The sequence below is a fragment of the Yimella radicis genome, from assembly GCF_054778255.1.
In genome coordinates this window covers 122,066-148,267 of the sequence record NZ_BAAGZR010000008.1, presented here as the reverse complement: position 1 = coordinate 148,267, position 26,202 = coordinate 122,066, and the positions used below count along the sequence as shown (strand labels likewise).

Sequence of the window (26,202 nt, the reverse complement as noted above, 5' to 3'; positions counted from 1 at the left end):
GGGCTCCGCCCCGCTGCGTACCCTTGTGCCCCGTGAAGAGCTTCGAGCAGTTGTGGGCCGAGCTGCAGGACAAGGCAGCCGAGCGCCCCGAAGGATCCGGCACGGTCGCAGAGATCGACGCCGGCGTCCACTTCATCGGCAAGAAGATCGTCGAGGAGGCTGCCGAGGTGTGGATGGCCGCCGAGTACGAGGGCAACGACAAAGCCGCCGAGGAGATCAGCCAGCTGCTCTACCACCTGCAGGTGCTGATGCTGGAGCGCGGCATCGCGTTGGAGGACGTCTACCGACATCTCTGAGCCCCGAGTGGTTCGAGCCGATCTTCAATCTGCACAAGGAGTTTCACCATGTTGCGAGTCGCCATGCCGAACAAGGGCAGCCTCGCCGAGTCCGCCGCCGAGATCATGCGTGAGGCGGGTTACCGCGGTCGTCGTGAGTCGAAGGAATTGGTCGTCGTCGACGCCGACAACGACGTCGAACTGTTCTTCCTGCGACCACGGGACATCGCCGTGTACGTCGGACGCGGGACGCTCGATGTCGGCATCACCGGCCGCGATCTGCTGCTCGATTCCGGAGCGCCGGCGATCGAGGCCATGCAGCTCGGCTTCGGTGCCTCCACCTTCCGGTACGCCGCGCGCCCTGGTGTTGCTTGCTCGGTGGGCGACCTTGCGGGCAAGCGCGTCGCCACGAGCTTCGAAGGTCTCGTCGAATCCGATCTGAAGAACGCCGGTGTCGAGGCGTCCGTCGTCCGACTGGACGGTGCCGTCGAGACCGCGGTCACCCTCGGTGTCGCCGACGTCATCGCGGATGTCGTGGAGACCGGTACCACCCTGCGCAACGCCGGGCTCGAGGTGTTCGGCGAGCCGATCCTGAAGAGCGAAGCCGTTCTGATCCGTCCGGCGGAGGCCGGCGCGAACCCCGCGGTCGACGTCCTGGTCCGCCGCTTGCAGGGTGTGCTCACGGCCCGCGACTACGTGATGCTCGACTACGACATCCGCAAGGACCTCGTCGAGAAAGCGTCCGCGATCACGCCCGGCCTGGAGTCACCGACGATCTCCCCGTTGCACGACCCGGACTACGTCGCGGTGCGTGCGATGGTGCCGCGCAAGCGCACGAACGCCCTGATGGACGAGCTCTACGACCTGGGTGCTCGTGCCATCCTGGTGACAGAGATCGCTGCCTGCCGATTGTGAGTTCTCGATGAACACCCCGAGCGGTTCCGACCCACATCATTCGGGCGACCACGACCCGTACACGCCGTTCCGGCCCCGCAGCGGACGGTGGGTGCCGCTGGTGGCGGGGCTTGCCTCGATCGCGGTCTTCGGTTTCGTGGCCATCAACCTGCCCCGCGGCGGCGTCACCGGGTGGACCGTCCTGGACGCGCTCATGATGTTCCTGCTCGGCGTCGGCATGGCTGCGTTCCTTTGGCGCTACACCGCGATCAAGGCCGTGCCCACCGACAAGGGCTTGATCGTGCGCAACCTCTTCCTCACCCGGGAGGTCGCCTGGGAGGAGATCCTCGGCGTCCAGTTCGGCGGTGGGTCACCGTGGCTGATCCTCGATCTCGCGGACACCGAACAGCTCGCCGTGATGGCGGTACAGCGCGCCGACGGCGAGTTCGCCCAGGCCGAGGCGCAACGAATGGCAGCATTGGTGGAGGCCAACGCCTACCCGGACGAATCCGTCGGCTGACCGAAGTCTTTCTTGTTCAGGCGGATTCGCGGAGCAAGTGGCTGGTGTCGAAGACCAGGTCGGCGTGTTCGCGGGTCTCGTCACCGGTGAACAAGGATTCTTCCTGCTCGGCCCATGTGTCCCAGTGCTCGTCGAACGCGCCTGCATCGCGGACGAGTCCACGGGCGCGGCGTAGGTCATCGTCTGCTTCCAGCCACACCCGGACGTCGCTCAGCTGACCCGCCGGGCCGATACTGCAGCCGCATCCTTCGACGATCACGTACGGCGCGGGCTCCACGAACAACTCTGCAGTGAAGTCGCCCTCGATCCAGTCGTACTGCTCATAGGTGGCAATCTCGTTGCCCCGCAACGGGATCAGGATGTCGTCCGTGAGTGCCGGCAGGGCAGCTGCCAGGCCGTTCCAGCCGGGGTAGAGGTCGTCCATGTGGACGACGGGCGCGTCGTCCAGCACCGCCGACAACTCGCCGGCGAGGGTGGTCTTGCCGGTCGAGGAGCGTCCGTCAATCGTGATCGTCACGGGGCGGTCGGTGATCTCGCCGGCACGCTGAAGCGCTGCGCGGGCGATCTTCTCGACCATGGGGTTCTTCGCCTGTGGGCGGCTCAGATGGTCGGCGGCATCCGCCTGCTGAGCTGTCGGGGTCTCGGTCACGTGCCGAAGATTACGCTGTGCCGCATGACGGTTGCAGTGCGTGTGATCCCGTGTCTCGACGTCGACGCCGGTCGGGTGGTCAAGGGAGTGAACTTCACCGGATTGCGCGACGCGGGCGACCCGGTCGAACTGGCCCACCGATACGACGACCAGGGTGCCGACGAACTGACCTTCCTCGACGTCACCGCCAGCTCGGCCGGCCGGGAAACCACGTACGACGTGGTCCGTCGGACCGCCGAAGAGGTGTTCATTCCGTTGACCGTCGGCGGGGGAGTGCGGGAGGCCGGGGACGTCGATCGCCTGCTGCGGGCCGGGGCCGACAAGGTCGGGATCAACACCGGCGCCATCGCCCGACCGCAGGTGATTCGGGAGATCGCCGATCGGTTCGGTTCGCAGGTGCTGGTGCTTTCGGCCGATGTGCGGCGGGCGGCGGACGGCTCGTTCGAGGTGACCACCCACGGTGGACGCGAATCCGCCGGTCTCGAAGCCATCGAGTGGTGCGTGCGGGCGTGCGAACTCGGTGCCGGCGAGATCCTGTTGAATTCGATGGACGCCGACGGCACCAAGGACGGCTTCGATCTCGAGCTGATCCGCGCTGTTCGACGCGAGGTGGACGTGCCGCTCATCGCGAGCGGCGGCGCCGGAACGATCGAGCACTTCGTCCAAGCGGTGGAGGCCGGCGCGGACGCCGTGCTCGCCGCCTCGGTCTTCCACTTCGGTCAACTGAGGATCGACCAGGTCAAGGCCGCGCTGCGAACCGCGGGTCACCCCGTCCGTTGAGCGGGGCACGAGCTACCCGGGCTGAACCGTCCTTGAATCGCTGGTTGAGCCATGCGCCCTACCGAGGCTTGTACTGAGCCGTTGCTTCGCCGCTGGTTGAGCCATGCGCCCGACGGAGGAGGGCGCATGCGCCGAAACCCGGTGACCGTGAACGGATTCCTGACCGCACGGGCTGAGTTCAGGAAGCGTCGTGCACGGCGTCGGGGTAGGTGATGTAGGTGCGGCCGGTGCGTGAGGTCCAGGTGCAGACCCCGTCGTCGCTCATCTCGTAGTCCCAGTGCTTCTTGGTCTTCGCGTCATGGTGGTGTCGGCAGAGTGCGGCGAGGTTCTGTGCGGCAGTCGGTCCCTGCGGCCATTCGATGACGTGGTCGATGTCGCACCTGATGGCGGTCCTGGTGCACATGGGGAACCGGCAGGTCTGGTCGCGTTGCTGGACGAATTCCCTCATCCGCGGCGTGGGCTCGTACGCCGTCGTCGAGGTTTCACAGGTGACTGCGGTGTCGGCGTCGACCAGGGCTCGGGTGAGGCGGCAACCGAACTGCTCGATCAGCGCGTCGAGGACTTCGGGCCGGATGAACCCGATCCCGGCGATCCGTGCCCAACCGGCTTTGTACGCCCGGGCGGTTTCACCTGTTTCTGAAGCGAATTCAAAGTCGTCGTCCGGGCCTCGCGGTGATGAGCTGGACTGTCCGGGTGATGGTGATCCGTCGTCCGGGGACGCCTCGGGCTCGTGTTCCGGGTCGTCGGTGGCACGTTTCGTTGCAGCCGTGGCGGCCTGTTCCTCACGAACCACAGGCACCTGGACCACGACCTGGTAGGTCACGTCAGCACCTTGTGTGACGAGGTCGTGCAACGCGCCCAGGCGCAGTTGTCCGAAAGTCAGCTTCGACTCACCGGTCTCGCTGCCCTCACTTGCGGTCGGGTTCTTCGAGCGTTGATCAGCCAATTGGTCGACGGCTCCGTAGATGCGGGCGATCTGGTCGGCCGGCCCGATGGCGCACAGTTCGGCCATGCCCGGGATGTCGGAGGGACGCACCCAGACACCGGTGGCTTCTTTGGCTTCCTTCTGGCGGGTCTTCTTCGCGGCTTCCTCTTCCCACTGGGTCACCAGCGCCCGCGCGGCGGTCTTCACTTTGAGGAAACCCCAGGTGTCGAAGCCTTTGGTGTGGAGCAGGTGCTGCTCGACCCGGCGGGACGTCTCGGGTGAAGCGTTCACCAGCTCGGAGGCAACGAGGCTGACTTTCCAGTACGGGATTGAACCCTCGACCGCCGCGGCGAGCAGCCCTGGCGTTTTGGTGCACGCATCGATGGAGTTGCTCATCTTGCTCGAGGCGGTGCGGGGTGCCATCTGACAGGCAGCTGCCAGGTCGGTGTCGGCGAACGACGCTTGGTGTCCGAGCGGGTGTTCGACCTTGGCGGTGACACCGGTGTCGGAATCGACCAGCTCTTCGTCGATCGCGGCGTACCTGGCCATGGCTATGGCTTCGACGGTTTGTGCGAGTGACCCCAGTTGCGTGGTGCCGGTGATGGCTTCCTCCAACAGGCGCATGTCCTCGACGGTCGCCGGACGGGCAGTGACGATGTCGCCGGTGTTGTGCAGTGCATCCGCAGCCAGCTGGGTGAAGGCCTCACGAGCGAGTCGCTGCGCTTCGCGCAGCTTGTCGACCGGGGTCTGTCGCACGAGCTCAGGTGCGTTCACGAAGCGTTGGCGTGGAAGGGAAGTCAGTTGCAGCGCAAGGCGATCGACCGCGTCAGGGTCGTCCAACTCGCGCCAACTGATGTCCATGAACAAACCCTAGGCGGGACCACCGACAACCTCGGTCGCACGGATCTCGCAGGTGGGATGGTGCCGAAAGGACGCGATGAGTGCGGTTGTGTCCCAGCGGATCTCACCAGGGTTTCGGCACTGGACTCTGCTCCTTCGTGGCAGTGTCCAGGCTCAACCAGCGTCGGTGGGCGGCGTCCGGCCTGTTCACGGCGGTACGGCGAAGCGCGTGGTCAGACGCCGAGGTTCGTCTCGCGGAAGGCCGCGACATCGTGATCGGCACCGTCGAGTTCGACGTCGGCGACCTCACCACGTCCGAAGAGGTACAACACGATCTCGCCGGGTTCACCGGTCATCACGACGTTGCCGTGCTCGTCCTTCGGACTGCGCAGCGACCGACGTCCGTACCCCGGTGAATCGGCCACCACACCTACGCGGCACGACCGCAGGGTCAGCATGCCCATGCGGGAGAGCACCCCGAACAGCGCCTTCTGCTCGGCCGGGTCGAGCTGGCGGCGAGCGGCGGGGTCGACCCCACGCAGCACGTCCTCGTGGTGCACGAAGAACTCGCCCAAGTTCGCGGCCTCGTCGATGCTGCCCAGTGCCATCGGGTTCCACTTCGGCGGGCCGCTGCGGATGGTGTCGACCAACTCCTCGAACGGCCGCTGCGCCAGCGACGCCTGGATCTTGTCCGTGCGTCCGGCGAGCGGCGCGAGGAACATGCCGATCGCGGCGTCCGGACGACGTTCGCGAAGGATCAGGTGCGCGGCCAGGTCACGCGTGCGCCACGAGCCGCTGAGCGTCGGCGCGTCGGGACCGACCTCCAGGAAGGTGTCGCACAACGCTGAACGCTCGCTTTGGGCAAATGAGCTCATGCAGTGAATCATGTCCTACATGCCCTCCTCCGTGACCGTCACACCCGACAACGATCAGGTGGCGGATGGCAAGAAGGACGATCGAAAGACCGGAACGACCGAGGTCGACTTCGGCGCATCAACCCTCGGTGAAGGGTTCCGTGTCCTCGGGCGTGGCTTCCGCGACCAGCCGAAGACACTGCTCGTCGCGGTGATCGGCTCGGCGATCTACGGCGTGATGACCGTCTTCACCGCGCGCGTGATCGGGCACCTCATCGCGACGGTCGTCGAGCCTGCGGTTGCAGCCGGTCGCCTTACCGGCGAACAGGTCTGGACGATCATCTGGCAACTCGGAGCAGTGGTGTTGCTCAACGTGATCGGTGTGATTCTGCGCCGTGTCGCGGCCGGCATGGCCTACTTCAACCTCAACGCGATCTACCGCCGACGGGTCACCCGTCAGTACCTGCGTCTGCCACTGTCATGGCATCACCGCCACCCGTCCGGACAGTTGCTCTCGAACGCGAACGCCGACGTGGAGGCGACCTGGAACATCTTCCAGCCGCTCCCGATGGCTATCGGGGTGCTCGTCATGCTGGGTGTCGGTCTGGCCGAGATGTTCCGGGTCGACGTCTGGCTCGCGCTCGTCGGTCTGATCGTCTTCCCGTTGTTGTTCGCCACCAACCTGGTCTTCCAGCGCTACATGTCGCCGCGGGTGACGCGTGCCCAGCGGATGCGCTCGCATGTCAGCGAGGTGGCCCACGAATCGATCGAGGCCGCCCTGCTGGTCAAGGTGATGGGACGCGAGCAACAGGAAGCCGACCGGTTCTCCGTCGAGACCCAGCGCCTGCGCGATGCCGCCGTCGAGGTCGGCCGCGTCCGGGGCATCTTCGACCCGCTGGTCGAAGCGATTCCGACGATCGGGACGCTGGCGGTCCTGACGGTCGGCACCGCCCAGGTGAGCGCGGGCGCAACGACGGCGGCAGAAGTCGTCCAGATCGCTTACCTGTTCTCCGTGCTCGCCTTCCCGGTGCGGTCCTTCGGCTGGGTGCTGGCCGAGATGCCGCGCTCGGTCGCCGGCTGGGTACGCCTCAACAGCGTGCTGTCCGCCACCGGGCACACCGACTACGGCACCCGGACGCTCATTTCCGGCCACGCCGCCGCGCTCGGTGCCGATCAGGTCGGCTACGAGTACGACCTGTCCGGTTCGGTCGACCTCAGCGAGAAGTACCAGGGCGGCGGTGCCGAACGCTGGCGTGCCCTGGACGACGTCGACCTCGACCTGGCACCGGGATCGTTGACCGCGATCGTCGGACCGACCGGATCGGGCAAGTCGACGCTGATGAGTCTGCTCGTGCGACTGATGGACCCGACCGACGGACGTGTGCTGATCGACAACGTGCCCGAACGCGACCTCGCGGCAGGGGAGACCAGCAAGGCCGCGTCCCTGGTCACCCAGCAGACGTTCGTCTTCGACGACACCATCGCCGGCAACGTGACCCTCGGTCACGACTTCACCGACGACGAGGTGCGTCGCGCGCTGCAGATCGCGCAAGCCACCGGGTTCGTCGACGAGCTCCCGGACGGCGCCGCCACCCGGGTCGGTGAGCGCGGAGCGTCGCTGTCAGGCGGGCAGAGGCAGCGAATTGCACTGGCCCGCGCGGTGATCCGTCGTCCACGCGCACTCCTGCTCGACGATGCGACCAGCGCGGTCGACCCCGCTGTCGAGCAGTCGATCCTGCAGGCGCTGCGTGAGAACCGTGACGGCACGACGGTGGTGATGGTCGCCTACCGGATGTCCAGCATCGCGCTCGCGGACGAGGTCGTGTTCGTCGACGGCGGCCGCATCACCGACCGCGGCACCCACGCCCAACTCATGGAGCGCAGCGAGGGATATCGCACGCTGGTCACGGCCTACGCCGAACGCGCCGCCGAGATCGCCGAGCAGAATGACGCGCAGAACGACGAAACGATCGACCAGCAGATGAACAAGCAGGATGAGGACGCATGAGCACCGCGGTCGGCACCCCAGGATCCACGGCTGCGGGGGAGCGGGTGGGCACCGCCGGTGAACTCACCACCTGGCAGACCCTCAAGCGCGGCTTCGAACTCTCGCCCGAACTGCGGCGCGGTCTGTTGGTCACGATCGCGCTCGCCATCTTCTCCACCACCGGACGCGTCCTCGTCCCGATCGCCGTCCAGCAGACCTTGGACCGCGGAATCCTGGCCCCCGGTGGTCCGCAGACCGGCACGGTCACGACCCTGATGGTGCTCACCGTGCTGGGTGTGGCCGTCACCGGCCTTGCCTCGTACGCAGTCAACCTGCGGCTGTTCCGTAGTAGCGAGAGTGGCTTGGCAACCTTGAGGGTCAAGGGTTTTCGGCACATCCACGACCTGTCCATGCTCACCCAGAACGCCGAGCGCCGGGGCGCGCTGGTCTCCCGCGTGACCAGCGATGTCGACCAGATCAGCCAGTTCGTCCAGTTCAGTGGCCTCATGCTGCTGATGGCCGTCGGCCAGTTGCTCATCGCCAGCGTCCTGATGCTCGTCTACAGTCCGCTGCTCGCCGCCGTGGTGTGGATCTGCTTCATCCCGATGTTCATCGTGTTGCGCTACTTCCAGGGTGTCGTCGGACGCGCCTACACGGTCGTCCGCGAACGCGTCGCCGACATGCTGGCCGCGATCTCCGAGTCCGTGGTCGGTGCCGCGACGATCCGCGCGTACGGCGTCCAGGACCGCACCGCCGAGCGCATCGACGTCACCGTCGAGAAGCATCGCAAGGCGAGCATCCTGGCCCAGATCAAGGCCGTCGGTGCCTTCTCGACCGGCCAGTTCGTCGCGGGTGTCACGACCGTCGTCGTGCTCGTGATCGGCGCACAGCAGGCAGCAGCCGGCAACATCACGCTCGGTGAACTCGTCGCGTTCCTGTTCATCGTCAACTTGTTCACCCAGCCGGTGCAGATGGCCACGGAGAACCTCAACGAACTGCAGAACGCCGTGGCCGGCTGGCGCCGCGTCATCGGCCTGATCGACACCCCGGTCGCAGTCGTCGACCCGCCGGAGGGCCGGGAGATGCCGTCCGGTTCGGTGACCGTCGACTTCGAGAAGGTGAGGTTCGCCTACCCCGGTGGAGCGCCCGTCCTGCACGGCGTCGACCTGCACATCCCGGCGGGAGCCCGCGTCGCGGTCGTGGGGGAGACGGGGTCGGGCAAGACCACGATCGCCAAGCTCGTCACCCGACTGATGGATCCGACGGGCGGCAGCGTCAAACTCGACGGAATCGACTTGCGCGACATCAGTTTCCGCTCGCTGCGCGAACACGTCGTGCTGGTGCCGCAGGAGGGCTTCCTGTTCGACGCCACCCTGCTCGACAATGTGCGCTTCGGGCTGCAGACGGCCACCCGCGCCGACGTCGAGCAGGCGTTCACCAACATGAATCTCACCGACTGGATCGCCGGTCTCCCACGCGGCCTGGACACCCGGGTCGGGCAACGCGGCGAGTCACTGTCGGCCGGTGAAAGGCAACTCGTCGCCCTCGCGCGGGCCTACCTCGTCGACCCCGACCTGCTGTTGCTGGACGAGGCCACCTCGGCCGTCGACCCCGGCACCGAGGTGCGGATCCAGCGTGCACTCGACCAGGTCACGGCCGGACGAACCTCGATCGCGATCGCGCACCGGTTGTCGACGGCGGAGTCGGCCGACATGGTGGTCGTCGTGGACGCCGGGCACATCGTGGCCGTCGGGCCGCACCGTGACCTGGTGCGTGACCCGGACTCCGTCTACGGACGCCTGCACGCCAGTTGGGCGGCTCAGCAGTCCGGCCACTGACCCTCCGCCGAGATCAGTACGAGGCGACCGTGTCGCTGGTGAGGTCCAAGCGATGCGAGCGGCGAACGTGCCCAAACGAAGCAACTTCGGGGTGGTCGGTCGTGCCGGGGCTCCCGAGACCGGTTCGCGCCCGTGCAGCGGGTGCGTGACAATGGCAGACATGCCCGAATCCACCAGTCCGCTACCAACCGAACTCGCCGCCGGACTCAAGCGGGACGAGCACGGGCTGGTCGCAGCCGTGATTCAGCAGCACGACACCAGAGAGGTGCTGATGCTCGGATGGATGGACGATGAAGCCCTCCGCCGGACGCTGAGTGAAGGGCGCGTGACGTTCTGGTCGCGCAGTCGTGGCGAGTACTGGCGCAAGGGCGACACCAGCGGGCACGTGCAACATGTGAGGTCCGTGTCGCTCGACTGCGACGGCGATGCGGTCCTGGTGCGCGTGGACCAGGTCGGCGCGGCCTGTCACACCGGTGAGCGCACCTGCTTCTTCACTCCGTTGGACGTGACCGCGTGAGCAGGATGGACATCTGCGCCGATCTCACGTTCGGTCTCACCTGGCCCTCGGCGAACCTGTTCGAGCACCTTGCGCAGGACCGTCGGGTCATTCCCGTCGTCCGTCGACTGCTCGCCGACGCAGAAACCCCGCTGGGCGTTTACCGCAAGCTGGCGAGCGACCGACCAGGCACGTTCCTGCTGGAGTCCGCCGAGCACGGCGGGGTGTGGTCGCGCTATTCCATCATCGGAGCTGCCAGTCACGCCACCCTCACCGAACAGGACGGTGAGGCGGTCTGGATCGGTGAGCCGCCGGTCGGTCTGCCCACCGGTGGCGACCCGACGAAGGCGCTGCGCGAGACGATGCAGGCGCTGAGCACTCCGGTCATCCCGGGACTGCCGCCGTTGACCGGAGGCATGGTCGGTGCGATCACCTATGACGCGGTCCGCCGCTGGGAACGGTTGCCCGACAACGGCATCGACAAGCTGGGGCTGCCCGAGATCTCGATGATGCTCATCACTGATCTCGCCGTCTTCGACCACGCAGACAACTCTCTGCTGCTCGTGGCGAACGCGATCAATCACGACAACACGCCGGATCGGGTGGAGCAGGCGTACACCGATGCCGTCCGCCGCCTGGACGTCATGACCGACGCGTTGATGGCACCCGCGCCCAGCACCGTGTCGATTCCTGAGCCCGCCGAAGTGGCTCCGGACAGCAGCCACTCCCAGGAGGAATTCCACGACATGGTGGACGCCTGCAAGGAGGCGATCCGAGCCGGCGAGGCCTTCCAGATCGTTGTCTCCCAACGGTTCTCGGTGCCATGCGAAGCAGACGCGTTGGACGTCTACCGCGCCCTGCGGGCCAGCAATCCCAGCCCGTACATGTATCTACTGCGTGTCCCGCTGCCGGACGGCGGCGCGTACGACATCGTCGGGTCGAGTCCGGAGGCGCTGGTGAAGGTGACCGACGGTGAGGTGATCACCCACCCGATCGCCGGTTCCCGGCCGCGCGGCAAGACGCCGGAGCACGACGGTCTGCTGCGCGAGGAACTGCTCACCGACCCCAAGGAGCGCGCCGAGCACCTGATGCTGGTCGACCTGTCCCGCAACGACCTGCAACGCGTCTGTCGGGCCGGCACCGTCGACACGGTAGAGTTCATGAACGTGCGCCGGTACTCCCACATCATGCATCTCGAGTCGACCGTCGTCGGTCGGTTGAAGGACGGCCTCACCGCGTACGACGCGCTGGTGGCGACCTTCCCCGCGGGCACCCTGTCCGGTGCACCCAAGCCGCGTGCCATGGCGATCATCGACGAACTCGAGCGGCTGCGGCGCGGCGTCTACGGGGGGGTCGTGGGCTATCTCGACTTCGCCGGAGACCTCGACATGGCGATCGCGATCCGTACCGCGGTGCTGCACCAAGGACGCGCCCACGTGCAGGCGGGGGCCGGGATCGTTGCCGACTCCGTCGCCGAGACCGAGTATCAGGAAACCGTCAACAAGGCGGCCGCCGCGCTGCGCGCCGTCGCGACCGCGTCCAGCATGAAGCCTCCGGCCGGCGGCGCATCGTGAGCAAACGCCAGGTGTTGACCACGGCGTTCGTCGTCGCCGTTGTCCTGCTCGCACTGACGTCCAGGGCGTGGGTCACGGGCACGGTCATCGACACCATCACCGGCACCACCCAGGCATCGGTCAAGGGCAACAAGGCCTCGCCACCGGCGTTCGCAGGCGCGCTGGTCGCACTGGCCGCGGTCATCGCACTGCTGAGTTCGAAGCGGGTCGGCCGCATCATCGCTTCTGTTGCCTTGATGCTGGCCGGCGTCATGGCGGCGTACGGAGCGCTACGCTCCCTGCTCGACCCGAGCGGCGTCGTGCGCACCTGGGTGAGCACCTCCGGGGGTCACGCCGACGCACGGGTCACCGACGCCGCAGCGACGGCGTGGGCATGGCCGGCGCTCGCGGCCGGCGTACTGCTGGCCGTACTCGGCGTGCTGGCGCTGGCCGGCGGTCGCCGCTGGAGCGGCCTGGGGGAGAAGTACGACGCCCCCACCGCGCCCAAGGAGTCCGACTGGGACCAGTTGTCGGCGGGCAAAGACCCGACTGCAGCAACGGCCGACGATGACTGACAGAATGACCCAAGCTCAGAACCGGCGAACCACGGAACGTGCCCAAGCGCCCGAATCAAGGAGTTGTACCCATGGCTGAGAAGCACCTCGACAACCACGGCAAGAGCGTGGCGTCCTGGACCGCGGTCGGCATCTTGCTGCTGGCCGCCGTGTTGATCGGTGTCGGCATCATGATCAACCAGTCGCTCATCGCATGGGTCGGCGCTGCCCTGGTCGTCGTCGGTGTCATCGCCGGTGCCGGCCTCACCGCTGCTGGCTTCGGTTCCAAGCCGCACGAAGCCCCGAAGCTGCAGGCTGCGACGCCGGACCACGAGTCGCGCGGCGCCCGTGACGCCCAGTCGGCACACTGATCCGCGCAAGTAGTCCCTCAGCGTGGCAACTGTTCTCGACGACATCATCTCCGGGGTCCGTGAGGATCTGAAGACCCGGATGCGAGCCATCGGCCCCGTCCAGATCATCGAGCAGGCGGCAGCCGCACCGGCCGCGCTCGACGCGGCCGCGATGCTCGCGGCGCCCGGACCGGTCAAGATCATCAGCGAGGTCAAGCGCAAGAGCCCCAGCAAGGGTGAACTCGCGACGATCCCCGATCCCGCCGAACTGGCCGGTTCCTACGAGGCCGGTGGCGCCACCGCGATCTCGGTGCTCACCGAACAACGGCGCTTCGGCGGCTCGCTCGACGATCTCGACGCGGTCCGGGAGCGCGTGCGAATCCCGGTGTTGCGCAAGGACTTCATGGTCAGCGAGTACCAGATGTTCGAGGCACGCGCGCACGGCGCCGACATCATCCTGCTGATCGTCGCCGCCCTCGACGACCGCCAACTGCATGACCTGTTCCAGCAGTCCGCCGACCTCGGCATGACTGCTCTGGTCGAGGTGCACGACGAACCCGAGACCGAACGCGCCGTCGAACTCGGCGCCCGCGTCATCGGCGTCAACGCCCGCAACCTCAAGACCCTCGAGGTGCACCGCGAGATGTTCGGCAAGCTCGCACATCTCATCCCGGACGACCGCGTGAAGGTAGCCGAGTCCGGCATCCGCGGCCCGGAGGACATCGCCTACTACGTGTCGCAGGGCGCCGACGCGGCGCTGGTCGGCGAGGCGCTCGTGACCGGCGGCGAGCCCAGCCAGGCCGTACGCACCATGATCGAAGCGGGCGCGCGCGCCCGGCAGGGAGTTGCCTGAGCTGTGACCAGGAACAAGACCGACGATCCGTTGACCACTCCGGTCGAGCAGAACTCCGGCCGGCCCGGCATCGGACGCTTCGGCGACTACGGCGGTCGATATGTGCCCGAGGCTCTCATCGCGGCGCTCGAGGAACTCGACGAGCACCGTCACAAGGCGGCCCACGACCCTGAGTTCACCGCCGAACTCGCCAGGTTGCACAAGACATACACCGGTCGGCCGAGCATCATCACCGAGGTGCCACGGTTCGCCGACCATTGCGGCGGCGCCCGTGTCGTGCTCAAGCGCGAGGATCTCAACCACACCGGATCGCACAAGATCAACAACGTCCTCGGACAAGCGCTGCTCGCCAAGCGGATGGGCAAGCGCCGGGTCATCGCCGAGACCGGCGCCGGTCAGCACGGCGTCGCGACGGCCACGGCGGCTGCGCTTCTCGGACTCGAATGCGTCGTCTACATGGGCGAGGTCGACACCGAGCGCCAAGCGCTCAACGTTGCGCGGATGCGCCTGCTCGGCGCGAGGGTTGTCGCCGTCAAACACGGGTCACGCACGCTCAAGGACGCCGTCAACGAGGCCTTCCGCGACTGGGTCGCCACCGTCGACCACACCCACTACGTCCTGGGCACCGTCACCGGGCCCTACCCGTTCCCGGAGATGGTGCGCGACTTCCACAAGATCATCGGCGAGGAAGCCCGCGAGCAGGTCCTGCAGGAGTACGGCCGACTGCCGGACGCCGTCCTGGCGTGTGTCGGCGGCGGTTCGAACGCGATGGGCATCTTCCACCGGTTCGTGCCGGACGAGGGGGTTCGGCTGATCGGCTTCGAAGCTGGGGGAGAGGGCGTCGAATCAGGACGGCACGCGGCCCGCTTCACCGGTCAGGCCACCCCCGGCGTCCTGCACGGTGCGTATACCTACCTGCTGCAGGACGACCAGGGTCAGACGCTCGAATCCAATTCCGTATCAGCAGGATTGGACTACCCCAGTGTGGGCCCGGAGCACGCGTATCTGCGCGACTCGGGCCGCGCCGATTACTACCCGGTGACCGATGTCGAGGCGATGGACGCCTTCAAACTGCTCGCCCGGACCGAGGGCATCCTGCCGGCGATCGAGTCGGCCCATGCCCTCGCCGGCGCGATCCGTATCGGCAAGGAACTCGGGCCGGACGCGCTGCTGCTGGTCAGCCTGTCCGGACGCGGCGACAAGGACGTCCACACTGCGGGCCAGTGGTTCGGGTTGCTGGACTCCGACGGCCACACGATCGAGGAGGGCGAGCAGCTGTGACCCGTCTGGACGAGGTGCTCGGCAAGGCCCGCGCCGACGACCGTGCCGTGCTGGTCGGCTACCTGCCGGTCGGCTGCCCGTCGGTGCAGGAGTCGATCGAGGCGATGGTCGCCATGGTCGAAGCGGGCGTCGACGTCGTCGAGATCGGCATGCCGTACACCGACCCGTTGATGGACGGTCCGGTGATCCAGGACGCCGCGAATCGGGCGCTGGAGAACGGTGTGCAGGTCAAGGACGTCTTCAGCGCGGTCGAAGCGGTCAGCGCTGCCGGTGCCGCCTGCGTCGTGATGATCTATTGGAACCTCGTGTTGCGTTACGGCGTGGAGGAGTTCGCACGCGACCTGAAGGCCGCCGGCGGATCCGGTCTCATCACCCCCGACCTCGTGCCTGACGAGGCACAGGAGTGGCTGGATGCGAGCGCGAAACACGACCTGAACCGGGTCTTCCTCGTCGCTCCGAGTTCCACCCCGGACCGCCTCGCCTACACCACCTCCTACTGCAGCGGCTTCGTCTATGCGACGTCCGTCATGGGCGTCACCGGAGCCCGCGAGAGCCTCGGTTCCCAGGCCGCCGCCGTCGTCGAACGCACCCGCGAGCACACCGACCTGCCGGTCTGCGTCGGCATCGGCGTCAGCACCCCGCAGCAGGCCGAACAGGTGGCCAGGTTCGCCGACGGGGTGATCGTCGGCACGGCTCTGGTGCGCACGCTGCTGGACAACGACACCCGCGACTCGCGTCTGGACGCGATCCGAACCCTCGCCGGCGAGCTCGCCGACGGCGTCCGACGGGGACGCTGAGTGCATACCTACCTGCCGAGCCCGACCACTGGAGTGCTGTGGCTCGGCCCCATCCCGCTGCGTGGGTACGCGCTGTGCATTTTGGCCGGCATCGTCGCCGCGATCTGGATCTGCGGCCGGCGACTGCGTGACCGCGGCTACGAGTCCGATCACGCACTCAACGTCGCCTGGTGGGCCGTCCCGTTCGGCATCGTCGGCGGACGCATCTACCACGTCATCACCTCACCGCAGGCCTACTTCGGAGAGGGCGGCAAACCGCTCGATGCGTTCAAGATCTGGCAGGGCGGCCTCGGCATCTGGGGCGCGATCGCCCTCGGTGCCCTCGGTGCGTGGATCGGCTGCCGCAAGTACAACGTGAATTTCTGGGACTACGCCGACGCCGCTGCTCCGGGCGTGATCCTCGCTCAGGCAATGGGCCGCTGGGGCAACTGGTTCAACAACGAGTTGTTCGGAGAGAAGACCGACGTCCCGTGGGCGTTGAAGATCTACCAGTGGGACGAGTCGGCGGGGCACGCGGTGAAGGACGCCGCGGGCGATCCCGTCGTGCTCGGCTACTTCCACCCCACGTTCCTGTACGAGTCGCTGTGGTGCTTGGTTGTCGCGGCGATCATCGTCTTCGTCGACCGGAAGCGCGGATTGGCCCGCGGCCGCAGCTTCGCGCTGTACGTGATGCTCTACCCGGTCGGTCGCATCGTCTTCGAACTCATGCGCACCGACAAGGCCAACCACATCCTCGGCTTGCGGGTCAACGTGTGGACCAGCATGTTCGTCTTCGCTCTCGGCGCGTTCCTGTGGTGGAAGTTCCGGAACAACCCGGTCATCGCCGCCGACGACGAGCCCGTCGACGAAGCCGCCCCGTACACCGAGCGCACCGACGAGGATCCCGAGCCCTCCGCTCGTTGAGTTTCGCATTGTGGGACATTTCCGTCCCATTGTTCGGAACGCCACCGGCCGCCGGTAATGTGTCGCACGCATGTCCGGCCAACGTCGTCCTGCCATGCGTGTTTCACACGGCGACACTCCGCTGCGGCGGGATGTCCGGACGACAGGATGGTGATCGGACCCATGGGTCAGAGCTCGTTCTCAGCAGTTCCTGCGGCGCAGGGACTGTACAACCCAGCCGCCGAGAAGGACGCCTGCGGCGTCGCGATGGTGGCCACGATGCGCGGTTGGGCGGGGCACGACATCGTGCAGCTCGGCCTCACCGCGCTGATGAACCTCGAGCACCGTGGAGCCACCGGCGCCGACCCGACCGTCGGTGACGGCGCGGGCATCCTGACCCAGATCCCCGACGACTTCTTCCGCGGCGTCTGCGAGTTCGAGCTCCCCACCAAGGGTGAGTACGCGATCGGTGTTGCCTTCCTGCCGCAGGACGCCGACGCGCAGTGGCACATCGGTGAGCGCATCGACCAGATCGCTGCCGAGGAGAACCTGCGGGTGCTCGGGTGGCGTGACGTGCCGACCGACGATTCGATGATCGGTCAGGCCGCGCGTGACGTGATGCCGGTGTTCCGCCAGGTCGCGGTCGCCGGCACCGAGGACGGAGTGGGCGGACTCGACCTGGAGCGTCGCGCCTTCGCGCTGCGCAAGCGGATCGAGCGTGAGACCGAGGTCTACTTCCCGTCGCTGTCCAGCCGGACGATCACCTACAAGGGCATGCTCACCACCGAGCAGCTCGGTCGTTTCTACCCGGACCTGTCAGACGAGCGGTTCAGCTCCGAACTCGCGCTCGTCCACTCGCGATTCTCGACCAACACCTTCCCGGCGTGGCCGCTCGCCCACCCGTACCGATTGATCGCCCACAACGGCGAGATCAACACCGTCCGTGGTAACCGCAACTGGATGCACTCGCGCGAATCCACTTTGCGCAGTGAGCTGTTCGGCGGCGACTTGAAGCGGCTGTTCCCGATCTGTGCGGGCGAGGTTTCCGACTCCGCGTCCTTCGACGAGGTGCTGGAACTGCTGCACCTCGGCGGGCGCAGCCTGCCCCACGCCGTGCTGATGATGATCCCGGAGGCCTGGCAGAACCACGCCACGATGGACCCCGAGCGCCGCGCGTTCTACGAGTACCACTCGGCCCTGATGGAGCCGTGGGACGGCCCGGCCTGCGTCGCGTTCACCGACGGCACCCTGGTGGGCGCGGTCCTGGACCGGAACGGTCTGCGTCCGGGCCGCTACTCGGTGACCGACGACGGCCTGGTCGTGCTCGCGTCCGAAGCCGGTGTGCTCGACCTCGATCCGGCCAAGGTCGTCCGCAAGGGACGCCTGCAGCCGGGCAAAATGTTCCTGGTCGACACCGCGGCCGGTCGCCTCATCGGCGACGAGGAGGTCAAGCAGCAACTCGCCCAGGAGCACCCGTACCAGGAGTGGCTGCACGGCGGTCTGATCCACTTCAAGGACCTGCCGGAGCGCGAACACGTCTGGCACTCACCGAAATCCGTACTCCGTCGACAGCAGACCTTCGGTTACACACACGAGGAGATCCGCATCCTGCTGCGCCCGATGGCGGCCGGCAAGGGCGAGGCGCTCGGCTCGATGGGCACCGACACCCCGATCGCTGTGCTGTCGGACCGTCCGCGGATGATCTTCGACTACTTCACCCAGCTGTTCGCGCAGGTCACCAACCCGCCGCTGGACTCCATCCGTGAAGAACTGGTCACCTCGCTCGGCGGCTTCATGGGGCCCGAGGGCAATCTGCTCGAGGCCGTGCCGCAGCACGCCCGTCAGGTGGAACTGCCGTTCCCGGTGATCGACAACGACCAACTGGCCAAGATCCGGCACATCAATGCGGACGGCAACTTCCCGGGTTTCGCGACCTACGTCGTCCGCGGCACGTTCGACGCCCAGGGGGGCGTCACGGCACTGCGCGCTCGGCTGCGCGGCATCTGCACCGAGGTCAGCGAAGCGATCGCCGACGGGTACCGGTTCATCGTGTTGTCCGACCGCGACAGCAACGCCGACTTCGCGCCGATCCCGTCGCTGCTGCTCACCTCGACCGTGCACCACCACCTGATCCGCGAACACACCCGCACGAAGGTCGGCCTCGTCGTCGAGGCCGGTGACGTCCGCGAGGTGCACCACGTCGCACTGCTGGTCGGCTACGGCGCAGCCGCCGTCAACCCCTACCTGGCGATGGAGACCGTCGAGGACCTCGTCCGCAGCGGCGAGATCGAGGGCGTCACCCCCGAGGAGGCCGTCCGTAACCTCATCAAGGCACTCGGCAAGGGCCTGCTGAAGGTGATGTCGAAGATGGGTATCTCCACCGTCGCCTCCTACCGCGGCGCGCAGGTGTTCGAAGCGATCGGTCTGTCGAAGGAACTCATCGACGACCACTTCACCGGCACCACCTCACGCCTCGGTGGCATCGGCCTGGACGCGATCGCGAAGGAGGTCGTCGCACGTCACGCCACGGCATACCCGGCCAGCGGCCAGCACCAGGCGCACCGCAGCCTCGAGGTGGGCGGTGAGTACCAGTGGCGCCGCGAAGGACCGCCGCACCTGTTCGACCCCGAGACCGTCTTCCGACTGCAGCACTCCACACGGCAACGCCGGTACGACATCTTCAAGCAGTACACGCAGCGCGTCGACGACCAGGCCGAGCGCCTGATGACGCTGCGCGGGTTGTTCAAGTTCAGGACCGACCGTCCCTCGATCCCGATCGAGGAGGTCGAGCCGGTCAGCGAGATCGTGAAGCGGTTCTCCACCGGTGCGATGAGCTACGGCTCGATCAGCCGCGAGGCGCACGAGACGCTCGCGATCGCGATGAACAACATCGGCGCCCGCTCCAACACCGGTGAAGGCGGCGAGGACCCCGAGCGGTTGATGGACCCCAAGCGGCGTTCGTCGATCAAGCAGGTCGCGTCCGGCCGGTTCGGCGTCACCTCGTTGTACCTGACCGAGTCCGACGACATCCAGATCAAGATGGCGCAGGGCGCCAAGCCCGGTGAGGGCGGGCAGCTGCCCGGCAACAAGGTGTACCCGTGGGTGGCCAAGACCCGTCACTCCACGCCCGGTGTCGGCCTGATCTCGCCGCCGCCGCACCACGACATCTACTCGATCGAGGATCTGGCCCAGCTGATCCACGACCTGAAGAACGCCAACCCCTCGGCACGGGTGCACGTCAAGCTCGTCGCCGAGACCGGCGTCGGTACGGTCGCGGCCGGTGTCAGCAAGGCGCACGCGGACGTCGTCCTGGTCTCGGGCCATGACGGTGGAACGGGTGCTGCGCCGTTGACCTCGCTGAAGCACGCGGGTGGGCCGTGGGAACTCGGCCTGGCCGAGACGCAGCAGACGCTGTTGCTGAACAACCTGCGCGACCGGATCGTGGTGCAGGCCGATGGCCAGCTCAAGACCGGGCGGGACGTCGTCATCGCGGCACTGCTCGGCGCCGAGGAGTACGGTTTCGCCACCGCTCCGCTCGTGGTCAGCGGCTGCATCATGATGCGCGTCTGCCACCTCGACACCTGCCCCGTGGGTGTAGCCACCCAGAACCCCGAATTGCGCGCGCGGTTCAGTGGCAAGCCGGAGTTCGTCGAGACCTTCTTCGAGTACATCGCCGAAGAAGTGCGAGAACTGCTCGCGCAGTTGGGCTTCCGGACCCTCGACGAAGCGATCGGGCACTCCGAGATGCTCGACACGGTCAGGGCGATCAACCACTGGAAGGCGGCCGGTCTCGACCTGTCACCGATCCTCGCCCAGGTGGACGTACCCGCCGACGCCCCACGCCGCTGCGTCACGGTGCAGGACCACGGTCTGGACAAGGCGCTCGACCAGAAGCTCATCGAGATGAGCGCGGACGCGCTGGAGCGCAAGGAGCCGGTGCGGATCGATCTGCCGATCACGAACGTGAACCGTACGGTCGGCACGATGCTCGGTCACGAGGTCACCAAGCGTTACCCGCAGGGACTGCCCGACGGCACGATCGACGTGTCGCTGCGTGGATCAGCCGGCCAGTCTCTCGGCGCCTTCCTGCCGGTGGGTGTCACGTTGCGGATGTTCGGCGAAGCCAACGACTACGTCGGCAAGGGCATCTCGGGTGGACGCGTCGTCGTCCGCCCCCTGCCCGAGGCCTCGCTGGTCGCCGAGGCGAACGCGATCGCCGGCAACGTGATCGGGTACGGCGCGACGTCCGGTGAGATCTTCCTGCGCGGCGTCGTCGGCGAACGCTTCTGCGTCCGTAACTCCGGCGCCACGGCAGTGGTCGAGGGCGTCGGTGACCACGGGTGTGAGTACATGACCGGTGGCACGGTGATGGTGCTCGGACCGACCGGACGCAACTTCGGCGCCGGCATGTCCGGTGGCCTGGCGTTCGTGCTCGACTTGGACGCATCGCAGGTGAATCCCGAACTGGTCGACGTCGTCGAGGTGCGCGAGCGCGACAAGCCGCTCGTGGAGAAGTTGCTGCGCGACCACGCCGAATGGACCGAATCGACGGTGGCCGTGAAGTTGCTGAACGACCTGGACGCGGCTTACCAGCGGTTCTCGCTGGTGCTGCCGCGCGACTACCAGCGCGTCATCGACGTGCGAGAGAAGGCTCAGACCGAGGGCCTCGACCTCGACGGAACCGAGGTCTGGGGACGAATCATGGAGGTGTCCGGTGGCTGACCCGCGCGGATTTCTGAAGCACCGCGAGCGTGAACTGCCCGCTCGCCGTCCGGTGCCGGTGCGCATCAAGGACTGGAAAGAGGTCTACGAGGAACAGGAACTCGCCCAGGTGCAGCGGCAGGCCAGCCGCTGCATGGACTGCGGAATCCCGTTCTGCCACAGCGGTTGTCCGCTCGGCAACCTCATCCCGGAGTGGAACGACCTGGCCTACCGCGGCGACTGGAAGGACGGCATCGAGCGGCTGCACGCCACCAACAACTTCCCGGAGTTCACCGGACGGTTGTGCCCGGCGCCGTGCGAGACCGCCTGTGTGCTCGGTATCAGCCAGCCCGCGGTGACGATCAAGCAGATCGAGGTCACCACGATCGAGAAGGCGTTCGAGGACGGCGTCGTGGAGCCGCAGATCCCGAACCGGTTGACCGGCAAGACGGTCGCTGTCGTCGGGTCGGGTCCGGCCGGTCTGGCCGCCGCCCAGCAACTCACCCGGGCCGGCCACACCGTCGCGGTCTACGAGCGTGCGGACAAGCCGGGTGGACTGCTGCGGTACGGCATCCCCGAGTTCAAGATGGAGAAGTCGGTGCTCGACCGCCGCATCGCGCAGATGGAGGCCGAGGGCACCCGCTTCCGCTGCAGCGTGGAGGTCGGTAGGGACATCACCGGTGAACAACTGCGCCAGCGCTACGACGCCGTCGTCCTCGCCGTGGGTGCGACCGTTCCGCGTGACCTGCCGGTCACCGGACGTGAACTGAACGGCATCCACCAGGCGATGGACTTCCTGCCCCAGGCCAACCGTCAGGCGCTCGGCGAGGATGTCGAGGGCCAGATCACCGCGACCGACAAGCACGTCATCGTGATCGGTGGCGGTGACACCGGTGCCGACTGCATCGGCACCTCGCACCGGCACGGTGCGAAGTCGGTCACCTCGCTGGAGATCATGCCGAAGCCGGGGGAGGACCGCGCGCAGAACCACCCGTGGCCGACCTACCCGATGCTCTACCGCGTGGCGAGCGCGCACGAGGAGGGCGGCGAGCGCGTCTACGCGGTCTCCACCAAGGAACTCGTGGACGACGGCAACGGCAATGTGAAGGCGTTGCGTCTGGCCGAGGTCCGCCAGGGCGACAACGGCTTCGAGGAGGTGCCGGGTTCGGAGAAGGAACTGCCCGCCGATCTGGTGCTCCTTGCGATGGGCTTCCTCGGACCCGAGGGCGAAGGTCTGCTCGAACAGTTGGGCGTGGAGAAGGACGAGCGCTCGAATGTCTTGCGGGACAAGCGCTTCGAGACCACCACACCCGGCGTGTTCGTCTGCGGTGACGCCGGACGCGGGCAGTCGCTCATCGTGTGGGCGATCGCGGAAGGCCGGTCGGCAGCGCGAGGGGTCGACGAATTCCTCTCCGGCACATCGGAACTGCCCGCGCCGATCGGTCCCATGGACCGGCCGTTGACCGTCTGATCCCGGTCACCCAGCAGCGAGACGGGGATGCCCGGTGGACACGATCCGCCGGGCATCCCCTGGTCCGTTGTCAAACCGGAAAAGCTACTTTCCGGTCACTGAGCGTAAATCGTGGTTTGTTCGAACAATCGCTAGGGTTTGCGTCATGCGCAGAGCGAAGATCGTCGCCACCATGGGTCCTGCAGTCGCCACTCCCGAGAAGCTCACCGAACTCGTCCACGCCGGCCTCGACGTCGCGCGATTGAACCTGTCGCACGGCAGCCACGAGGACCACGCCCAGATGTACACCTGGGTGCGCGAGGCGAGTGACGCCGAAGGTCACGCGGTCGCGATCCTCGCCGACCTGCAGGGCCCGAAGATCCGCACCGCACGCTTCTCCGGCGGCCCGATCACGGTCGAGAAGGGCGACACCTTCACGATCACCGTGGACGACGTCGACGGTGATCAGGAACGGGTGTCCACGACCTACAAGGGCCTGCCCGGCGATGTCGAAGCCGGCGACCGCATCCTGATCGACGACGGCAAGATCGAGCTGCGCGCGATCGAGGTGACCGACACCGACGTGGTGACCACCGTCGTCGAGGGCGGAAGGATCTCCAACAACAAGGGCATCAACCTTCCCGGCGTCGCGGTGAGTGTGCCCGCGCTGTCGGAGAAGGACGAGGACGACCTGCGCTGGGCGTTGCGCCAGGGCTGCGACATCATCGCGCTGTCGTTCGTGCGGGACGCCTGCGACATCGACCGCGTACACGAGATCATGGACGAGGAGGGTGAGACCCGCCCGGTCGTCGCGAAGATCGAGAAGCCGCAGGCGGTCGAGAACCTCGAGGCCATCATCGACGCCTTCGACGGTGTGATGGTGGCGCGTGGTGACCTCGGTGTCGAGTTGCCGCTGGAGGACGTGCCGATCGTGCAGAAGCGCGCGGTCGAGTTGTCCCGGATGGCGTCCAAGCCGGTCATCGTCGCGACCCAGGTGCTGGAGTCGATGATCGAGAATCACCGCCCGACCCGCGCCGAGGCCAGCGACTGTGCCAATGCTGTGCTCGACGGCGCCGACGCGATCATGCTCTCGGGGGAGACCTCGATGGGAGCGTGGCCGGTCGAGGCGGTCAAGACGATGGCTCGCATCATCGAGAGCACCGAGACGAACGGTTTCGACCGCATCCCGACACTGCCGGACGGCATCGCCCAGACGATGGGTGGCGCGGTCTGCAAGGCGGCTTCCGATATCGGCAACCAACTGGACGTGAAGTATCTGGTCACCTTCACCACCACCGGCGGGTCCACCAAGCGACTGGCCCGGCTGCGCAACGAGATCCCGATCCTGGCGTTCACCCCGGAGCAGCTGACCCGCTCGGAACTCGCGCTCGTCTGGGGCGTCGAGACCTTCCTGGTGCCGGCCGTCATGCACACCGACCAGATGGCGATGCAGGTCGACGAAACCCTGATCGCCGACGGGTACTGCGAGGAAGGCGACCTGGTGATCATCGTCGCCGGTTCTCCGCCCGGAATCCCCGGCTCCACCAACGCGATTCGCGTGCACAAGATCGGCGACGCCAAGAACGGCGTGGCTCCGGCGTACGGCTTCCACCAGGAGGGCGAAACCGATTCGTGAGCGGTCGCGCCACTGACGTATAGTGGCGCGGCGGTCCACTGCCGGGGTGGTGGAATGGCAGACACGGCGCACTCAAAATGCGTTGCTCGAAAGGGCGTGCGGGTTCAAGTCCCGCTCCCGGCACTTCTCGAATCGGGGCGAATCCCATGGGGGTTCGCCCCGATTCGTGTTCCTGTAGGTGGCTCGCGTGAGCGAATGGCTCACGTTTCAGGCGATACGGAACGCTTGAGATGATCACCACGATGTGACGTAAACCACCGACGCCCCACGGAAGATGCCGGACGACGAAGTCGTTGACACGTCCATGAAGAAGCTCGGCATCGTCGTCTCCAGCACCCGTCCGGCCCGCATCGGTCCGAAGGTTGCTGCCTGGGTGGAGTCGGTCGTCCCGGCAGGGGAGTGGGAGGTCGAGTTGCTCGACCTGTCGCAGATCGCGCTGCCCTTCCTGGACGAGGTCGACATGCCGGCGAACGGCAACTACGCGCAACCGCACACCAAGGCGTGGGCCGAGCAGGTTTCCGGCGTCGACGCGCTCGTCGTCGTCACCCCGCAGTACAACAAGAGCTTCCCGGCGTCGATCAAGAACGCGATCGACTTCCTGTACGCCGAGTGGCACGCCAAGCCGATCGCCCTGGTGGGCTACGGCTGGAGCGGCGCCGCGCAGGCGACCCAGGCATTGGCCGAGGTGCTCACGCATGTCAAGGCCGACGTCGTGGACCAGATCAACGTGGTCTTCAACGCCGACCTCACGCCCGAGGGCGAACTCACCGTCGGTGAGGACAATGCCGACCGACTTCGTCTGGCGCTCTCCGCGATGGCCCAGAAGCAGAGCCAGCAGCAGCCGGCTGCCTGATCCGGCAGCCCCACAGACCGGCCCGCGAACGTCGACCCCCCCTGGGCGTTCGCGGGCCTTCCTGTGTCCGCCGACAGTCCGCTGCCGCGCTCGGCTAGCGTTGAGCCGACCGAACGGAAGGACGCTCGTGGGACTCTTCGGCGGACGCGGCAAGGGTCGCGACAACCAGGCGGCACGCCAGACCGCGCGACAGGCTGAGGCGATCGCTCGCTTCTGGGCATGGTGGGCCGACGAAGGAATGGCGCGCAGCAGCAGCGCCCTCGCCGAGGGCGACCCCGGGCGCATCGTCGCCGACATGACCGGCCAGGTCGAAGCCGTCGCCGGCGAACTGTCCTGGGAGTTCGCGAAGAGCGATGAGTCCATGCACAAGCTCGTCGTGACCGCCGACGGCGACCCCGCGTTGCGTTCGACGGCACGACGATGGCTGGAAGGCGCACCGGAGTCGGACGTGTTCTGGTCGTACGCCGACGCGCGTCCGCCCATGCTCGACCTGTCCGATGCCGTCCTGAAACTGGACTCGATCGAGCTCGCATTGAACGAGACCCGGGTCGGCGTGCGACGTTCGGGTACTCGTGTCGACGTCCAGGTACACCACCCTCGTCTTGAGGAACTGGGAGAGCAAGGGCGAACCACGTTCTGCTTCCTGGCGGTCGACGCCGCCGTGGGGGAGACGATGACCGAGACCTGGATCGGCGAACTTCACCCGAGCCTCGTTCCACCGATGGACGGTTTCGGCCTCTCCGGTCTGCGCGCTGTCGTCCGGGACATGGCGCAGGAGTTCGAGGGCGCCAACTCCTGGGTGGCGCTGGAAGGCGTCAGCCAGATCGGACCGGTGCGGGTGCTCGCCCGCGTGCCGCTCGCGGCCGCGTCCGCACCCACGCTCGACCAGAGCGTGACGATCAGCGTGACCTACACCGGCGACGCCGAAGGTCTGCCCGACGAAACGGTGCAGCGTGACCTGATGGCGTTCCGTGATCACCTGTCGGAGCGGCTCGAGGGCCAAGGTGAGCTGGTCGCGATCGTCATGGCCGGATCCCGGTGCCAGTACCACTTCTACGTCGACTCGACCCGGACCGGTGCAGCGCAACTGGAGGCTGCGGCGTCCGGCCGTCCGGGTCGGGTGGAGACCCACATCGAGGACGACCCGGGCTGGGCCAACGTGGCCCACCTGCGGGGCTGAGTTCACGCCGATCCGCGACGGATCTCACAGCTGCCCTGATCCCTTCCGGGTCGA

At 67.1% G+C, this 26,202-nt stretch carries 22 protein-coding genes and 1 tRNA gene; 20 read left to right on the top strand and 3 right to left on the bottom strand.

Translation table 11 applies throughout. The annotated features are described in order from the left end of the window. Positions 1–32: 32 nt before the first annotated feature. From ACYU8W_RS06700 to ACYU8W_RS06690, 3 genes are read left to right on the top strand one after another with little or no spacing between them, the layout of a single operon-like run. The gene (locus ACYU8W_RS06700; RefSeq protein WP_129625035.1) at positions 33–296 is read left to right on the top strand and encodes a phosphoribosyl-ATP diphosphatase; all 264 of its coding nucleotides are present in this window, start codon (positions 33–35) and stop codon (positions 294–296) included. A 48-nt stretch (positions 297–344) separates the two neighbouring features. Further along, positions 345–1,190, top strand: coding sequence for an ATP phosphoribosyltransferase (hisG, locus tag ACYU8W_RS06695; protein WP_141928707.1), 846 nt, complete (start codon positions 345–347; stop codon positions 1,188–1,190). Positions 1,191–1,197: 7 nt separating this feature from the next. Continuing rightward, positions 1,198–1,689 (top strand): PH domain-containing protein, encoded by a 492-nt coding sequence (locus ACYU8W_RS06690; RefSeq protein ID WP_141928706.1) that lies wholly within the window; start codon positions 1,198–1,200, stop codon positions 1,687–1,689. 16 nt (positions 1,690–1,705) lie between these two features. On the opposite strand, the gene ACYU8W_RS06685 is transcribed toward ACYU8W_RS06690, so the two are convergent. Beyond that, the gene (locus ACYU8W_RS06685; RefSeq protein WP_499467684.1) at positions 1,706–2,338 is read right to left on the bottom strand and encodes a nucleoside/nucleotide kinase family protein; all 633 of its coding nucleotides are present in this window, start codon (positions 2,336–2,338) and stop codon (positions 1,706–1,708) included. A 24-nt stretch (positions 2,339–2,362) separates the two neighbouring features. Here ACYU8W_RS06685 and hisF point away from each other — a divergent pair, with 24 nt between their 5' ends. Beyond that, entirely contained in the window at positions 2,363–3,118 is a 756-nt protein-coding gene (hisF, locus tag ACYU8W_RS06680; protein WP_499467682.1) for an imidazole glycerol phosphate synthase subunit HisF, read from the top strand. A 178-nt stretch (positions 3,119–3,296) separates the two neighbouring features. On the opposite strand, the gene ACYU8W_RS06675 is transcribed toward hisF, so the two are convergent. Both ACYU8W_RS06675 and ACYU8W_RS06670 read right to left on the bottom strand, forming a co-directional pair. Beyond that, positions 3,297–4,904 (bottom strand): HNH endonuclease signature motif containing protein, encoded by a 1,608-nt coding sequence (locus tag ACYU8W_RS06675; protein WP_499467680.1) that lies wholly within the window; start codon positions 4,902–4,904, stop codon positions 3,297–3,299. A 212-nt stretch (positions 4,905–5,116) separates the two neighbouring features. Then, a complete protein-coding gene (locus ACYU8W_RS06670) occupies positions 5,117–5,758 on the bottom strand; it encodes a TIGR03085 family metal-binding protein (protein WP_499467678.1) in 642 nt (213 codons plus the stop codon). Positions 5,759–5,777: 19 nt separating this feature from the next. On the opposite strand from ACYU8W_RS06670, the gene ACYU8W_RS06665 reads away from it, so the two are divergent. The 16 genes from ACYU8W_RS06665 to ACYU8W_RS06590 all read left to right on the top strand — a co-directional run bounded on the left by ACYU8W_RS06665 (position 5,778) and on the right by ACYU8W_RS06590 (position 26,148). Beyond that, complete coding sequence (locus tag ACYU8W_RS06665; protein ID WP_499467676.1) at positions 5,778–7,745, top strand: ABC transporter ATP-binding protein; 1,968 nt, start codon at positions 5,778–5,780, stop codon at positions 7,743–7,745. Further along, positions 7,742–9,562, top strand: coding sequence for an ABC transporter ATP-binding protein (locus tag ACYU8W_RS06660; protein WP_499467674.1), 1,821 nt, complete (start codon positions 7,742–7,744; stop codon positions 9,560–9,562). Before ACYU8W_RS06665 ends, ACYU8W_RS06660 begins: the two co-directional genes overlap by 4 nt. Positions 9,563–9,722: 160 nt before the next feature. Further along, positions 9,723–10,079: a phosphoribosyl-AMP cyclohydrolase gene (hisI, locus tag ACYU8W_RS06655; RefSeq protein ID WP_499467672.1), complete on the top strand. Its 357-nt coding sequence runs from the start codon at positions 9,723–9,725 to the stop codon at positions 10,077–10,079. Positions 10,080–10,084: 5 nt separating this feature from the next. Beyond that, positions 10,085–11,632, top strand: coding sequence for an anthranilate synthase component I (locus tag ACYU8W_RS06650; protein WP_499467814.1), 1,548 nt, complete (start codon positions 10,085–10,087; stop codon positions 11,630–11,632). Beyond that, positions 11,629–12,186 (top strand): Trp biosynthesis-associated membrane protein, encoded by a 558-nt coding sequence (locus ACYU8W_RS06645; protein WP_499467670.1) that lies wholly within the window; start codon positions 11,629–11,631, stop codon positions 12,184–12,186. The genes ACYU8W_RS06650 and ACYU8W_RS06645 overlap by 4 nt, the downstream gene beginning before the upstream one ends. 71 nt (positions 12,187–12,257) lie before the next feature. Next, a complete protein-coding gene (locus tag ACYU8W_RS06640; protein ID WP_129625047.1) occupies positions 12,258–12,536 on the top strand; it encodes an HGxxPAAW family protein in 279 nt (92 codons plus the stop codon). Positions 12,537–12,558: 22 nt separating this feature from the next. Beyond that, positions 12,559–13,368, top strand: a complete 810-nt coding sequence (gene trpC / locus ACYU8W_RS06635; RefSeq protein ID WP_499467668.1) for an indole-3-glycerol phosphate synthase TrpC — start codon at positions 12,559–12,561, stop codon at positions 13,366–13,368. Positions 13,369–13,398: 30 nt separating this feature from the next. Further along, positions 13,399–14,649 carry a tryptophan synthase subunit beta gene (gene trpB / locus ACYU8W_RS06630; protein ID WP_239702858.1) on the top strand — a complete coding sequence of 417 codons (1,251 nt, stop codon included), beginning with the start codon at positions 13,399–13,401 and terminating at the stop codon, positions 14,647–14,649. Continuing rightward, positions 14,646–15,446 (top strand): tryptophan synthase subunit alpha, encoded by an 801-nt coding sequence (gene trpA / locus ACYU8W_RS06625; RefSeq protein ID WP_499467666.1) that lies wholly within the window; start codon positions 14,646–14,648, stop codon positions 15,444–15,446. The genes trpB and trpA overlap by 4 nt, the downstream gene beginning before the upstream one ends. Further along, the gene (lgt, locus tag ACYU8W_RS06620; RefSeq protein ID WP_499467664.1) at positions 15,447–16,349 is read left to right on the top strand and encodes a prolipoprotein diacylglyceryl transferase; all 903 of its coding nucleotides are present in this window, start codon (positions 15,447–15,449) and stop codon (positions 16,347–16,349) included. Between the two features lie 162 nt (positions 16,350–16,511). Next, positions 16,512–21,050 (top strand): glutamate synthase large subunit, encoded by a 4,539-nt coding sequence (gltB, locus tag ACYU8W_RS06615; RefSeq protein ID WP_499467662.1) that lies wholly within the window; start codon positions 16,512–16,514, stop codon positions 21,048–21,050. Further along, on the top strand, positions 21,043–22,500 hold the full coding sequence (locus ACYU8W_RS06610) for a glutamate synthase subunit beta (protein ID WP_499467660.1): 1,458 nt from the start codon (positions 21,043–21,045) through the stop codon (positions 22,498–22,500). Before gltB ends, ACYU8W_RS06610 begins: the two co-directional genes overlap by 8 nt. 145 nt (positions 22,501–22,645) lie before the next feature. Beyond that, positions 22,646–24,115: a pyruvate kinase gene (gene pyk, locus ACYU8W_RS06605; protein WP_499467658.1), complete on the top strand. Its 1,470-nt coding sequence runs from the start codon at positions 22,646–22,648 to the stop codon at positions 24,113–24,115. Positions 24,116–24,155: 40 nt separating this feature from the next. Next, positions 24,156–24,238: transfer RNA gene (locus ACYU8W_RS06600), tRNA-Leu, on the top strand. A gap of 181 nt (positions 24,239–24,419) precedes the next feature. Then, positions 24,420–24,968, top strand: coding sequence for an NADPH-dependent FMN reductase (locus tag ACYU8W_RS06595; protein ID WP_499467656.1), 549 nt, complete (start codon positions 24,420–24,422; stop codon positions 24,966–24,968). Positions 24,969–25,095: 127 nt separating this feature from the next. Then, positions 25,096–26,148 carry a DUF695 domain-containing protein gene (locus ACYU8W_RS06590; protein WP_499467655.1) on the top strand — a complete coding sequence of 351 codons (1,053 nt, stop codon included), beginning with the start codon at positions 25,096–25,098 and terminating at the stop codon, positions 26,146–26,148. Positions 26,149–26,202 lie beyond the last annotated feature (54 nt).